The organism is Ensifer sp. Root127 (assembly GCF_001425225.1).
GTDB lineage: Bacteria > Pseudomonadota > Alphaproteobacteria > Rhizobiales > Rhizobiaceae > Ensifer > Ensifer canadensis.
The window spans coordinates 52,971-66,944 of sequence record NZ_LMDX01000009.1 but is presented as its reverse complement, the minus strand read 5'-3'; the positions used below and the strand labels follow the sequence as shown (position 1 = coordinate 66,944).

The following is a 13,974-nucleotide window of genomic DNA, read 5'->3' as shown; positions in this document are numbered from 1 at the left end:
TTTAGGTTTCACTTGCCGAGGAAAAGCGGGGGCGTGTTCACCAGCCCTGACACTAAAAATTGCGCACAACGACCCTAGGCAATGAGTAGTATTTGCTCGGGCTCGCCTCGGGTTGGGAAGCTCAGGGCGGCCAATTCCAGCCTTTCCCTAACTCGTGACGATGGCGTGTTAAAGTCAGACCTTTCCCGAAAACGGCACCAGCTTGCTGCTTTGCCGTTCGTCAGGTCGCCTTTCCTTTCGCAGCAACTGCGGTGAGACGTTCCATTGGCGGGCGTTGTCGCCGTGCACAGTCACCGTTTTGCGGTTGCGACGGATGACGATTCCAGCCTGCGTCTGGCCGTTACTGTCTTCGAATATCACGCGCTCGCCGATCGCCAGTTCAAGCAAGGCATGCGTCGTCTTCCTTCTGCTCATGCAGAAAGCGCAGCCGGTCGACGACCGCATCGTGCAATTCGATCAGCTCTACTTCGCTCAAGGTATCAAGGTCGAACTTCTGCATGCTGGCTCCATTCATGAAGATGGTTGCCTGGAACATGGGCCAACGCAATCGCGCAGCACCAACAACCCACAAGATCCTCCGGCAAAGGGAAATCCGGCGCCGTCACCGTTTCTGCCCCATGTCCTACCAGGCAAGAGCGTCCGGACGCAATTTGGCGCGTGCTAACTACATGAACTTGCTTTCAATGTACGGCGTAACAGAATGGAAAGTTCAGTTTACTTCCGCCACGCAAACTCTAACGCAGAAGGGGTCTGATTGTGGGTATGGCGAGGCGCGCTGATTTCGGATTGGAAATCCTTTGAGATTCCACTTGGCGGCCTTGCGTTTGGGTCAGAAAATTCGGCAGCAAGGCGCGGGGCTGCCATTTTCAACCCGCGCATCGCCCGGCTGTTTTCGTTGTCGGGCGACATGCAAACCTGGTCCGGTAGCGATACCTAAAACTAGTCTCTCTTCCACACATTAGGAGGGGCTGATGGGCGCGGAGGCAGTTACGAAGTTCTCGGCGGGAATGGTGCGGAAAGATGGAGTGCTCGCACCGCACGAAGTGACTGCAATGCTGCGGCTCAAGAAGCTGTGAGCAGAGGCGCATCGCGTGAATAGGAAACTGCCTGTCCATACAAGGATCCAAGCCGTTTTGGCGATCCTGTCGCCAGCATCCGATTTGCACTGCATGTGCCTATGTCGTGACCCTTTGGCGCGTATGTCCGCAGTTGAGCAAATTCCGTGGCGCTGATGCTCACAGCTGTCGAGGGAAAATCAACCCATGCGCCGCATCGATCTGGTGGCCGGATTTTCGCTACAGGTATGTCGCGCGAAAGAGTGCGGTGGCTTTGCCTTTCCAAGGATGGATTAAGCAAGCGCCCAAAAGCGCGTAGACGTATTCCGAAAAATTGCGCCGTATGTCGAAACGGTTGATGCCCAAGTTGAAGATTTCAAGGGTACCATGCTTGGCACAATTGATGAAAGATGAAGACCCGTTGCCCGGCGGGCCCGTCAGTTTCATTCAATACCGATCGGCCGGAACCCGGCGCAGGGGTTACCTACTGGACAATCAGGGGGCGATGGGTTGCCGGTTTGGGAGAACCGATACAACGGGTGTGGCAGTTCGCGAGCAATTCGCCGGGTGTTTCGTCGGGAGTGCGGACCGTGTCCGACCAAGCCCAAAGGCGGTTCACCATCTCCAAACCTCCAATTGCGCCATGATCCCGCACGTTTCGTCGTTTCGCCCAGATCATGATGCCTCAATCGTTGTTTTGAAAGACGAGTTCAAAAACGAGCGAATTTACGCACCAAAGCTCCATTCCAGCTACGATATTGCCTGTCACCAGCATCGTGATTGGACAGCGCCAACGACTAGGAACAGGCTGGTGCTGGGCTGGCTCTCGCAACGTCGTTTGATTGGAGGCGACAATGAAGCATCACACCTTGGAGCAGTTGCAGACCATCGCGCAGATAGAGCCAATTTTCGGCGCGCGCGGGATGACACGCCGACAGCGACTGGAACGTTGGGCCGAGTTGCTAGAGCAAGTTCGGCACAGGCACCTCGACACGCTTCATGAGACCGAGTTCCAGTTTAGCGACGAACGAAATGCACTGCGTAGCGACTACTCGCCGATAACGGTTGCCTTCCGCGATCCAGTGCTGCATGCGGCCGGCTTGGACAACGACACCTACGGCGAGGCGAAACGGTTCTTTGAGATCAGTGACGAGGAACTGCATGACATCGTCTGCTACTGCCACTTCGGCAGGACGGTGAGTGCGGCTGCAGCGGCTCGCCAGGTCCGAAGCTTACTCTCGGAGCGTCCGCAAAGCTTCTGGTCGGCGGTGGCTGCATTCTTTGTCGCCTAGGTGCCCTTGAACCCGATTTTTGCCAATCTATGTGGGCGCAATGGACGCCGCTGAGTTGCCTCAAGGGTGACATGGTTCTGTAACGAAAATGCGGTTGATTTGCGTTGCTGACAACGAACTTGTGCCTTGATGTCGTAGGCAGATCTGGAGTTCATTACGTCGCCTACCATTGGCCGGCGCAGCCGGCCAATGGTAAAGTTACGGGAGCCGTGTCAGGCCCGCAGGTTGTCAGCCGATGTCTTGCCTGATTTGCGGTCCTCGACGAGATCGTAGCTGATCTTTTGGCCGTCGTTCAGACCACGCATGCCTGCCCGCTCGACGGCAGACGCATGGACGAAGACGTCCGTGCCGCCATCGTCGGGCTGGATGAAGCCATAGCCCTTCGTCGAATTAAACCACTTCACGGTACCAGTCGCCATAACATTCCCCTTCGTGAGCCTTGGAACCAGGGGTTCGCACGGCGTTTGTTGCGCCATCAAAACTAATGGATCGGGCGGAGAAGGGAAGAGGGTGCTTGAAATTAAGTGCTCTGACAGATTCCTTCGTACCCTTACCGCCGCGCGCATCTTCGTCTGTAAATTTCGCGACCTCTGTGGAAGCATCAGAGGCCGGCACGGCCTCGGGGCGGCAGTCAGCTGACTTAAGCGAGCCCGGTGAGGTTTGATTTGTTGTCTGCAGACAACGATGTCGGTTGAATGTGCAGCAAGACAGCACGCAGAGGTGGTATTCAGAGGATTTGACCTGGCCCGGTACATGCGTTGTTGTCTGCAGACAACATGGGACGATGCACGAGCCCCGCTCGTCATAGCCGCCGCCCGCCGCGTAGGCGCATCCCTAAGTAGGCAGCGGCGTCAAACCGCGGCGCTGTTTCGGCAACGCATGCAGTTTCCCGGTGGACGAATGCCAAGGCGAAGTGTTTGTGCGCGTCGTGCTGCCTTGCTTCAGTGCCAACGACATTTGAGATTGGATTGGACTGCATCGTCGCGTCGCGCTGGCTGCGTTGGGTCGACGGCCCGCTCCCGTTGTTGTCTGCTGACAACAACCGGGCTCAAGACTGCCGGAAGCCGGGAAACGCGTTCTGGCTTATTTTTCGTTGTGCCGGCCTGGTCGGAGCTCAAAACGGGTGATCTCTCCCTAGATGCGCCCTCTTCTAGACTGCAGGTGTTGGCAAGGTGGCGACGTTGTCTGCAGACAACATGGCGCCTTCCGTTTCACCAAGTGTCCGTTACGGCGGGCCAGTGGCTATCACCCCGTGTGGGCAATTTTGAAGATATGGAACCTGGGATTCTCGTCTGCGTTGATCGTTAGGAAGGAGATCCTAGATGCAAGATGACAAGACGAAGACAACCAGCCCTCGCCGACTCGCGGCAGGTAGCCAGAAATATGAAGTCGGCTATTTCGCAAAAAAGCACGGGATCAAGGAGAGTGACGCCCGGCGTATCATCAAGCAGCATGGTGGCGATCGCGACGCTGCTGATAGAGCCGCCAATCGGCTGCGGGGATAGTTGGGCATATGTTCGTCGCTGCTGTTGACGCAGGGTGGGAGCAATTACTCGCGTCCACCCAGTGAGTGACAATGTGCCCATGGGCACCGCGGTGGATCGCGTTAGCTTCTGCATCTGGAGCGGTATTTGTCGTTGCCTTCTGAGGTCATAGCGTGTTGCCGCGCTACATCGGTTGGCGCCATGGGACCCGGGCGAGCCACCGGAGTTTGAAGCCCTATCGCGGTAAGGCTGGTATGCGGCCGGCATAAAAAGTGCCCGCGATGGGACATATTTCAATGCGAGCCTGCTGTTCGGGACAAGATGGGATGAGCGCGACTCTACCGAGCGATCGATTCATTAAGCGTTGCCAATTGGAGCATTGGCGGGGATATCGCCTCCCGGGTCGACTGTACTGAATGCGTATTGTTGGCTTCGGTCTTCCAATCGTCGCTTTCGTGAAGACGTGCCATTCTATACGATCGGCGTGATGCGCATGCCGGCATCGCAACGCACTTGCGGTACGCGATGGGAATTTCTTGCCAGGCTAACTGGATTGGATAAGGCCGTACAGGCCGGGCTACTTCGCATGGCAACCTGAGCGCCGACACACGCAGCAAGTTGGAATGATTGCCATGGCTGGGACCCCGTCGATTGCCGTTGAAGGGGGCTGTGTACGGGCGTCGTCTACCAAATCTTTCAGCTTCCAGATTTTGTAATTGCGGACCATGCTCGCGAAGCGGCCCAGTTCGGCACCAATTGCCGATCCTGCTTCGAGCGATATTCTTCTCGTCGATCGTGCATCGGGCGATCGCCGGTTCAACCTCGGTCGTCGGGTAACGCTCAGGACGCCGGCCAAAACTTGCGACATTACGATTCTACATTACCCGGATTCAGTGTTGAAGTTGGTATCATATCAAGTTGACTCACACGGTAATGCCTTTGACATACAGTTGACGGAGGCTAGAATACCTATACTGGCGCGCCCAAGCGGCGCGAATGGCATGATAAATCACCCCCAGCAGTCGATCCTATCCGACCGAGCGCAACGCTTGCAACGCCAAGAGTGACGGAAGGGAATGACCGATTGGCTTCTGATTGCCAGAACTCTGCAGCATATTCAATTAGTTAACAATCACAGATTTCGACTAGGGATGCGACAAGAACGGGTACGTGGGGCAGAAAGGGTGGCGGCGCCGAAACTCAGTTGGTTGATGATGTTGTGGGTAGCTGTTGATCCGCGTTGCATTGGTCGAATTTCGGAGTGACGATCGCTCTGGATGGAGGCCCAGGATGCACGGGATCGACCTTGACGCATTGAATGAAGCAGAGCTGATCGAATTGCACGACGCGGTTGTCGATCGGCTCCACTTTCTGCATCAGCAGAAGACGACGCATGCCTTGCTTGAACTGGCGATCGGCGAGCGCGTGGTGTTCGAAGACAATAACGGCCAGACGCAGGCCGGAATCGTCATCCGTCGCAACCGCAAAACGGTGACGGTGCACGGCGACAACGCCCGCCAATGGAATGTCTCACCGCAGTTGCTGCGAAAGGAAAAGCGGCCTGACGAGGAGCAGAGCGGCAAGCTGGTGCCGTTTTCGAGAAAGGCCTGACTTTAATTCGCCATCATGACGAGTTGCGACAAAGGTGGAATTGGCCGTCCAGCGCTTCCCAACCCGAGGCGATCCCCCAGGAAATGATAGAAGGAGATGCCGAGCTTTTGGCAGGTCTTCATCAGTCCGAGCATGACGTCGCGGGCAATGCGACCGTCGGCACTTATGGTGCCGCCGGAGATCTTGCGCCTGGTGACGAAGGAACGAATATCGTTCTCCGACGCGTTGGTGTGCAGTGGAATATATGGGTGCTCGAGAACTTTGAGCAGTTCAGCCTTTCGTCGGTGGAGACGCAAGAGCAACTTGTCGAGCTCGGTATAGCCGGTACGTCGCGCGAATATTTTGTCGAACCTGCGCCGAAACCCGGTGATCAACTGCGGGGAAGGTTGTTGATTCCAGACCTTCAGCGCCTTGTAAAAGCGCCAGACGAGGTCACGGATCGTCGTGACCAGCCGTTCTTGTTTCGCTGTCGCCGGCATCAGTTTCTGCAGCAGGCGTTCCGCATGAATCCAGCACAAGGCGTGGTTGGCGACACGGAACTGACCCGCATCGTCCGAAACGATCACCGTGCTGCCGAGCAGGCCGTGATGGCGGATGGCGCCCCAGATCGCCGCCTCCGCGACAGGACGCAGAAGCTGTCGGTCGAGGATATCGATGCCCTTGCTGGCCAAATGCTCGAGGAACGCAACCTGATCGGTGAATACTGCAGGGGGATTGGTCTTGAGCCTGGCCATGATCGCGTGCTCGACGCCCTGCGCCTTCAACCAGTTCATCGCCTCGTCATTGAGAACATAATCCTGATGGCCCGACCGCAGGACGGACAGGAAATTAAGCCGCGATTTGGAGAAGCTGGTGCGAAAGGTGGAAAAACGCTCGCCGCCAATCTGGGTGGTGGAGGCATTGCGCCGATTGTGCCATGCACCGGTATCGTCGACCGTGATGAACGGCGCCGACACCAGCCCGGCATGAAGAACCGCACTGTCTTCCTCGACGAACGGATCGAGGTTGGTGGTGAGCAGCCGGACAACCCGCCGCTTGGAGATCTCGACGCCGATGCTGTTGAGGATCGCGGTCAGGCGCGGCGTCGTGACCTGCCCCTGGGCATGCAGCGCCAGACAGGCGCGGCGCAGGTTCCGGCCAAAGCCGCTGGAGACCCCTTCCGGCAACGGCGCGACGACGCCTTCAGGCGTCAGCCAGCGCTCGCGGCGGTAGTTCACAAGTTCTGCCGCCAGCACCAGATCGCGCACGAAGAAGCTCTTGTAGCCTTTGAACCGAGAACCTTCAGGCGCATCGGCCCTCAGTGTCACGGTGCGGGTGATCCGGTTCCGGTCACGCTTGGGGCCGCGTGGCGATTTACCAGCCGCACGATCACCGTTACCGGGTTCTGTCGCCTTCTCCATGCCGGACGGTCGAAACGGCGGACGCGGCGGCAGTTTCTTCAAGCGCGCAATCTCGTCGCGCAGCTGTTGGTTCTCAGCCTTAAGACGTGAATTGTCGAGCCGAAGTTGGGCATTGTCTTCCCGCAAGGCTGCGTTCTCGGATCGCAGTGTTGCGACCTCTGTCTTGAGCGCGTGCAGTTCCTCGACAAGGCCACCGACGAGACGGCGCATCGCCACCAGGGACAGCGTCTCAACATGCTCGACCGAGGGCAGCCGCTTCTTCATGACTGGAGGAACCAAGCGGCGGCCGCCATGACGCCCACTGCCGTCAGGCACAATTGGGCGAGAGGCCAAGTCCGTTGGACAAACGCTTGAGGTGCAAGCCGAGCGAGGCTTGACTCCCGACTCCACCATCTCCGCCGGCAATCACCACCATTTGTCGTAATAGCCGCGCCAGCTCCCCACCACCTGATGTGAAGGATGCTTGGTTCGCGTAGCGCGCGGCGCCTCGAACCCATAGAAAGGATGTGCGCCGTCCACGGCTGCTATTGGTCCGGTGCTGAGACGGTTGCTACGTGGGAATTTTTATCTCAGAACCTGTAGACCGTCAGGGTTCCAGCTCTCGGCTCGAATCGGTCCAATCCGCCCCCTTCGGGTGGCGCCACTGGCGGCCCGGCCCGATTTGCAAGTGGGCCGATCGTTCGCTTACGAGACCGATATGTGCTTATATCGACAACTTGTCTTTGGTTTGCTTTAATTACGCAATCACAACGTGGGGGCTTCTATGGCTTGGGACGGTTGGAACAGAGATGGCGATGGATGTGTCAGGATATCTGCAGTCCTGGCTTGGAAAAGTGCAGCACTGCTAGGCGAAAATGCCGATATCGGCTTGCGGATTGAGTTCTCGGACGAACCGGCATCGCACCACGTCAGCGCGCTTCAGTTCGGCCTGACAGCGGCGCAAGCGAGAGCCTTGAGCGCCGATCTGGCAGCTCATGCCGATAAACTGGAAGCGCAGCAATTCGGCATAGCCACATCGATGGGAGATCGACAGCACGCCAGTTGACGCGATGCCTGAGCGGCGCGCACGGCGTGTTGTCGGTCTGCAAGCGCTCCCATGCGCGCTGATGCGTTCGTACTCTGCCATAACCTTCGTCGAGAGGAGAAACCGTATGTTCAGTGAATCCGGGGTCCAAGGTGAGGTCGAGGCCGCTGGTGAACTTGGTACTCGTTGGCTGGAGCCACAATCAATCGCTGTCGAGATTCTGCATCCTTCGTTGCTCACGGCGCTTGAGCAACGCAACGACGTGGCGGATTTTCAAGGCTTCCTGGCCCGTGTCTATGAAATGCCGGGAGATACCCAAAACGGCTTCTTTCATATCGCCGTCAATCCTACGATATCCGAGGCTGCAGGCCTCCATACCGTCAGCTTGATCATGGGCGAAAGGTATGCGGAAGACATTGAGCTTGCCATCGGTCCGATCTGGCTCGATGCAGGTGACGAAAATGAAGCGGCGGCCGAACTCTACGCAATCTTGAAGGATGTCGGCCGGCTCGCCTGACCTGAGGGAAACACAGACCTTCGGGGTTCGCGGCGATTGGCCCGGCCCGCAAAGCGAATCTATGCGCCTGCGACACCGATAGTGTAGCTTGCTTGCAGAATGCCGATTTCGAGCCGTTCGACGTCGAAGATGAATTCCGACGCCTCCGCCGCAGAAAAAACGCTGTCGCTGCCGTTCATCGTATCGCGCTGCGGGCGCGCTGCATAATCGGGGTGGCCTTGATAGACGATATCGCTGAGCGGTTCGTCGAACAGGAGTTGCGTGACCAGCAACTCCATGCCCTCAATCACGATACGCAGATGGACATGGACGGTACGGCCACTGTACCAGCCAGGATAAATGCTGAGAAAATTCACACGGCCCTCGGCGTCGCTGATCTGCCTGCCCCGCAAAAACGCGAGGCTGCTGGCGTCTTGATCGTCCGCGTTGCACATCCCTGCCGCGCGCCCGGAATAAACGCCGCGCGTATCGGCATGCCAAATCTCGACGTCTGCACCTTTTATCGGGTTGCAATCCTCGGACCGCAAAAGGCGCTAGCTGATGCGGGTGGGCAGTCCGTTGACGCCTTCCGTCACGTCGCGTCGGATGGGAACGTCATTGGTATGGCAGGGACCGAGGGTCTGCGCGAGGGTGGTGACGCATTGGGGCTGTTCGCGAAACACCGGATCGGGCAAGTCAGCGGGTACTCCAGCCGTCCCGCCGGCTCGCAGCCCCGAGGCGGTCCAGTCGATGCTGTCACGCGACACCGCATCGCCGCCGCCGCTCCTGCCGGCCAGCAGAGCAACGTTTGCTCCTGCCAGAAGGGCTCCTGCTCCAAGAATGATGGTACGTCTTCTCATCGCCTGGCCGTTCCCAAAGTTCGCAACAAAGACGCCCCCTGCACACCAATAGAACAACAGCGACAGTGAGCAAAATTACGTTTTCGTCACACGACGCGTTTCGCGCCAGTACTTGTCACCAGTATGTCAAAGTTAATTGTGTGAGGGCGCCCCTTAAGATCAGCATGGCGAGCTATGACGTCGGAACCGAACAGGATGTCTGAATGCCCGATTGGCGCGCCGTAATCCTTGAGCAGGCAGAGATCGCCATGGCGGTCGAGAGAGTTGTACTGCAGGCCCTGTCACGCGAGCAGCTTGCCAAGGCAGAAGCGCTTCACCTGTGGTCACGGGTTGGGGAACTTTGCGTCAAGGCGCAAACCGTCGGCGACGAAATGGAAGACGGCAACGCGGATCTCGAGGCGATCAAGGATTTCGAGGCGATCGAGGACATGTATCGCGCGCTTCATGCCTCGCTCGACGCGCGCCTGGTGATGATGGCAGGGCTCGGCCCGCTGGTGTGCTCTGACGGACTTCACTGAAGGTCGAGCGCATATCCAGTCGGCGAAAGCACAGAAACTTGTCTTTTGCCGGCTACAGACTCTACTGCAACGGAGGCTCACCATGTCGCTATGGGTGAGCAGCGTTTGGCCGTGTAGTCAGCCGATTCGGTGCGGACGGCGGATAGTTGGCCGTGCCGACCGCGGTCGGTTGTGCACGAAGGCAGTTGCTCTTACTGCAGTCGGTGGGTATGCCGATGCGTTGGAAGCAGGTCGGATCTCGTTGCTTTGTTGCCAATAACCGACCGGCACGCCGCTCTTGTCGCACCGTTACCTGTCCCAGCCACCAATCTCAACGGGCCCTTTTCCAGCCCCCGCAATATGGATCGAACTGATGAGTGTCGTCGCGTCGTATTTGTATCGCAACGGAAAGCGTGCGGATACGCTCGAGCTTTCCGGACAAGCGCGGGTAATGGATGAAAGCGAATTCGCCTGGATAGGGCTTCACGACCCGACGCCGGAGGAAATGACGGCAGTTGCCGCGGCATTCGGGCTTCACCCACTTGCCGTTGAAGATGCGCTCAATGGAAATCAGATCGCCAAGGTGGAGGTCTACGGCGAGCAACTGTTCGTAATTGCCAAGACTGCCCATCTGGAGAAGGACAAGATCGTCTACGGTGAGACGGCGATCTTTGTCGGCAGACACCACATCATCACAGTCCGGCAGGGCTCGGCACGCAGTCACACAGAGTTGAGAGCACAGCTCGAGGCATCGCCGCAATTGCTGGCGCGAGGGACCGACTATGTCCTTCATGCGGTCATCGATTTCATTGTCGACGGCTACCTGCCGATCGTTCAAACGATCGAGGACAAGGTTCTCGGCATGGAAAAACACATGCTTGTAGCCTTTCTAGAGCGGGATGAAATCAGGCGAATTTTCCGGCTGCGGCGGCAGGTCATCCTGTTCCAACGCATTCTCGGTCCCATGTCGGAAGTCGCCAGCAAACTGGTTCATCTGGAACTTCCGTGCGTCGACGATAACGCCAGACCATATTTCCGCGACGTGCTGGATCATATCAGACGCGTCGAAGGCATGGTTGCGGGTTTGCGCGAGGTCATCACATCTGTGTTTGAAGCCAGTAACCTGCTCGAACAACAGAGACAAGGAACGATCACGCGACAGCTGGCTGCATGGGCTGCGATCCTTGCGGTGCCTACCGCTATTGCGGGCATTTACGGCATGAACTTCAAACACATGCCCGAACTCGACACGCTCTATGGCTACTACGTGGTTCTCGGGGCGATCGTCTTTCTCTGTGTGGTGCTCTTCTTGCGCTTCCGCAAGGCTGGGTGGCTTTAGCACAACGAGCGCTGCGTCAGCCTGCGTGGGAGAGGCCCTGGTGGGGGGAGCGTAGTCGTTGAGGGAGCAGAGGATCGACGCCTGGACCATGGAGGTACGCCTTTGGCGCCTGTTGGTTATCCTTCGGCGCGCTGGTATCATCGAAAGCACGCGCCGGCCGTTAAGGCAGAGAACCACGCGCGCCGGTTAGGGACGGGAACAATTTTGATGTGCCGCGCTTTCAGTAGTGCACGCGCAAAAACGATCCAGAACTTAATCCCTCCGGATCGTGTGCAAGATGAGCGACCCTTCTTGGAGGTCATCTTTTATGGTTCACGGCTACCACCCGACAGAAGGTAACCTGTGACCATGAAACCACGCACTCGTGTATCCTGTGATAGAATGTCTCTGCCAACAAAATGCTATGATTGATCTCTCGCCGATTACCACCGTGGAAGCCCTCGAACGCTTTCGCGAACTCCCACCCGCCTATAGGCGCGAACTCGCTGGCCTGTGGCGCGGCTCTGGATTGCCAACAGGCCATCCCTTGGATGGGGTTCTTGAAAACCTCGGCTGGTTTGGCAAGCGCTTTCATCCGAACCTTCGCGCCGATGCACTTTTGTTTCAGTTCGGTCCCAATCGACTGGTCGCGCTCGATCCGGCCTATATCCCGCTGGGATTGACATTGCGCCTGGGGTCAATCGGGCGCACCCGCTTGGCTCGTCATTGTTTTCGATTCCTGCAACGCCCCCTGCGGGCGTGTGGGCCAACCGCTACCCTCGAGATGCAGGACTTCGAAGGAATACGTTCAGCAGCCATGGTCTATGACCGGCAGCCAATCACCGACCGATTTCGACGGATGGGCGACGATCAGTTGTTTGGAATGATGTCGGCCCACCGTGACCCTCGGCCCTATTTCTTCATCCTGACGCGTCAGGAATAGCGCTGCCGCCGGCATAGTGCGTTGGGAACACACCTCTATGAAGCAGATGTCCAGTGTACTCAAGTTCTTAGCCGGCTATCCGCATAGCTTCGATGGGCGCGCTAAATATTTATGCCGCTGGTTCCACCAGCTATGAGGTTTCGTGCCCCGTTGGATGGTTGCCGTCATCGACGACTTCGGTGTCGGGCCGATCTTCGCCGTCAGCGTGTTCCTGGTGCCAATGCCCGGTTCGGTCTTGATACTCGATTTCCGCGTCTTTCCCCGCGCTTTGGTGTTCTTGAGCGGCTATGCGCGCGGCTTCAAGAGCATCGTCATGAGAGGGGAAAGTTTCCGAGAAGACATCGCCCGACTTGTACGCCCAACCACCGTCATGGGGGACAACCTCGTATCTCGCTTTCGTCATATACACCTCCGATGCAAGAATTCCGGTTTGACGACGCTAGGCTGTTTTTCTGCAACCCCATGGCTCCCGCCTAAACGTATGCGCGGTGTTTCAACAGCCGCAATGAGCGTCCCCAACCGGGCATGTCAGATCCCATATAGGGTGCCGAGATCATGTTTGTACCGCATCCAGAGCCTTCCACGGCATCACCGGCACACCCATCACCAATCTGCAGATCACTCGCATGTCCAAGACTTCCGATCGTTATCTTCCCGGCCGGGGCGTCGATTTGGAACAATACATGTGGACGCTCGTTGGAAGGCCATGAACAGAAACGAATTTGTTACAGCACTTACGATATCAACACTGATCTGCGGCCCCGCCATGAGTTTCGAACTTTTGCCAGAGACAATCAATACGGCGTCGCTCTATTCTATTCCAACAGCCGAAACGTCATCGACGCGTCCGGACAATCCGGATCCTGCCATTGTGCAACTTCAGGTGCTTTTGGACCGTGCCGGCGCCTCCCCAGGCGTGATCGACGGGTATTTCGGCGAGAATGTCAGCAAAGCGATCGCAGGCTTCGAGGCGATGAATGGGCTACCCTCCGATGGCAAGCTCGATCCGGAAGTTATCACTCGTCTCAACAACAATGCCCCGGTCGTTCAGAGCTACAAGATCACCGCGGCAGATACGACCGGCCTGGTTCAATCGATCCCGGCGGACTATGGTGAAAAAGCCCGGATGGATCACCTCGGTTATACGAGCGTGGCGGAGAAGTTGTCCGAGCGCTTTCATATGGACATCGACTTGATCACGACGCTCAACCCGCAAGCGTCCTTTGCCGCCGGAGAAACGATATCGGTAACGATGCCAGGCCCGCCCAAGGCCGGGAAGGTCAAACGGATCGAGGCCAACAGACGGACGGCACATCTCTATGCCTATGGCGAAGACGGCACCCTATTGGCAGTCTATCCAGCAACCATCGGCAGTTCCGAGACACCTGCACCGTCGGGTAAGCACAAAGTCAAGGGCGTGGCGCGAATGCCTACCTATGTCTACAACCCCAAGATCAACTTCAAGCAGGGCGACAACAGAAAAATTCTGACAATACCCAGTGGGCCAAATGGGCCAGTTGGCACCGTATGGATCGATCTTTCGAAGCCGACATACGGCATCCACGGGACACCGGAGCCTGCCCTTATCGATAAGGTCGGTTCGCATGGTTGCGTGCGCCTTGCAAACTGGGATGTAGAGGAATTGGCCGCGATGGTCGAACCAGGCGTCTCTGTCGAATTTGTGGAGTAACTTCCGACATCGAATGCGACCGCATGGATTGGCCTGCGCACCTCCCCGTTGAACGGAAAGCAACCGGCTCTTGATCCGGTATCAACTGTCGTGTGCAGATCTCAATAGGCGATCAAGCGGAGCTAGCTCACGCTGTTCTGATCCCACGCCACCGTTATTCACGCGATTAGCCCGGGGACGCCCGCGGGCAGCCTTTCTCGTCGCCATCCTGAGCATAAACACTCTCCGGCGGCCGCAGCGGCTTCATCCTCTACCGGCACTTGCGCGCCCCCTCCCCCGCCGCGTCGCAACCAATCATGGGGTT

General features: G+C 57.5%; 13 protein-coding genes and 1 pseudogene. 9 read left to right on the top strand and 5 right to left on the bottom strand.

All coding sequences use genetic code 11. The features are described 5' to 3' along the window. Positions 1 to 174: 174 nt before the first annotated feature. A complete protein-coding gene (locus ASD03_RS12230; protein WP_225906445.1) occupies positions 175 to 387 on the bottom strand; it encodes a hypothetical protein in 213 nt (70 codons plus the stop codon). Positions 388 to 1,909: 1,522 nt separating this feature from the next. Here ASD03_RS12230 and ASD03_RS12220 point away from each other — a divergent pair. After that, positions 1,910 to 2,347 (top strand): hypothetical protein, encoded by a 438-nt coding sequence (locus ASD03_RS12220; protein WP_057213839.1) that lies wholly within the window; start codon positions 1,910 to 1,912, stop codon positions 2,345 to 2,347. Positions 2,348 to 2,559: 212 nt separating this feature from the next. On the opposite strand, the gene ASD03_RS12215 is transcribed toward ASD03_RS12220, so the two are convergent. Continuing rightward, on the bottom strand, positions 2,560 to 2,766 hold the full coding sequence (locus ASD03_RS12215) for a cold-shock protein (RefSeq protein ID WP_057207687.1): 207 nt from the start codon (positions 2,764 to 2,766) through the stop codon (positions 2,560 to 2,562). A gap of 903 nt (positions 2,767 to 3,669) precedes the next feature. Between ASD03_RS12215 and ASD03_RS12210 the strand changes: the two genes are divergently transcribed. Together ASD03_RS12210 and ASD03_RS12205 are read left to right on the top strand one after the other, a co-directional pair. Continuing rightward, positions 3,670 to 3,852: a DUF3606 domain-containing protein gene (locus ASD03_RS12210; RefSeq protein WP_057207686.1), complete on the top strand. Its 183-nt coding sequence runs from the start codon at positions 3,670 to 3,672 to the stop codon at positions 3,850 to 3,852. A 1,269-nt stretch (positions 3,853 to 5,121) separates the two neighbouring features. After that, positions 5,122 to 5,442 carry a hypothetical protein gene (locus tag ASD03_RS12205; protein WP_057207685.1) on the top strand — a complete coding sequence of 107 codons (321 nt, stop codon included), beginning with the start codon at positions 5,122 to 5,124 and terminating at the stop codon, positions 5,440 to 5,442. Between the two features lie 2 nt (positions 5,443 to 5,444). Here the strand turns inward: ASD03_RS12205 and ASD03_RS12200 are convergent, their stop codons facing one another. Continuing rightward, complete coding sequence (locus tag ASD03_RS12200) at positions 5,445 to 7,106, bottom strand: transposase (RefSeq protein WP_057213836.1); 1,662 nt, start codon at positions 7,104 to 7,106, stop codon at positions 5,445 to 5,447. A gap of 499 nt (positions 7,107 to 7,605) precedes the next feature. Between ASD03_RS12200 and ASD03_RS38875 the strand changes: the two genes are divergently transcribed. Next, entirely contained in the window at positions 7,606 to 7,887 is a 282-nt protein-coding gene (locus ASD03_RS38875) for a hypothetical protein (protein ID WP_156407948.1), read from the top strand. Between the two features lie 106 nt (positions 7,888 to 7,993). Further along, positions 7,994 to 8,383 carry a hypothetical protein gene (locus ASD03_RS12190; RefSeq protein WP_057207682.1) on the top strand — a complete coding sequence of 130 codons (390 nt, stop codon included), beginning with the start codon at positions 7,994 to 7,996 and terminating at the stop codon, positions 8,381 to 8,383. Positions 8,384 to 8,442: 59 nt separating this feature from the next. Here ASD03_RS12190 and ASD03_RS12185 read toward each other — a convergent pair. Beyond that, a pseudogene (locus tag ASD03_RS12185) lies at positions 8,443 to 9,222 on the bottom strand (protocatechuate 3,4-dioxygenase). A 203-nt stretch (positions 9,223 to 9,425) separates the two neighbouring features. Here ASD03_RS12185 and ASD03_RS12180 point away from each other — a divergent pair. The 3 genes from ASD03_RS12180 (at position 9,426) to ASD03_RS12170 (ending at position 11,980) form a co-directional block, all read left to right on the top strand. Next, entirely contained in the window at positions 9,426 to 9,740 is a 315-nt protein-coding gene (locus ASD03_RS12180; RefSeq protein WP_057207681.1) for a hypothetical protein, read from the top strand. Between the two features lie 352 nt (positions 9,741 to 10,092). Continuing rightward, positions 10,093 to 11,058: a magnesium and cobalt transport protein CorA gene (locus tag ASD03_RS12175; RefSeq protein ID WP_057207680.1), complete on the top strand. Its 966-nt coding sequence runs from the start codon at positions 10,093 to 10,095 to the stop codon at positions 11,056 to 11,058. A gap of 403 nt (positions 11,059 to 11,461) precedes the next feature. Further along, positions 11,462 to 11,980 carry a DUF4334 domain-containing protein gene (locus ASD03_RS12170; RefSeq protein WP_057207679.1) on the top strand — a complete coding sequence of 173 codons (519 nt, stop codon included), beginning with the start codon at positions 11,462 to 11,464 and terminating at the stop codon, positions 11,978 to 11,980. A gap of 130 nt (positions 11,981 to 12,110) precedes the next feature. Here ASD03_RS12170 and ASD03_RS12165 read toward each other — a convergent pair whose 3' ends face one another. After that, a complete protein-coding gene (locus ASD03_RS12165; RefSeq protein ID WP_057207678.1) occupies positions 12,111 to 12,383 on the bottom strand; it encodes a DUF2188 domain-containing protein in 273 nt (90 codons plus the stop codon). 303 nt (positions 12,384 to 12,686) lie between these two features. Here ASD03_RS12165 and ASD03_RS12160 point away from each other — a divergent pair, with 303 nt between their 5' ends. Then, positions 12,687 to 13,670 carry a L,D-transpeptidase gene (locus ASD03_RS12160; RefSeq protein WP_057207677.1) on the top strand — a complete coding sequence of 328 codons (984 nt, stop codon included), beginning with the start codon at positions 12,687 to 12,689 and terminating at the stop codon, positions 13,668 to 13,670. The last annotated feature ends 304 nt before the right edge of the window (positions 13,671 to 13,974 follow it).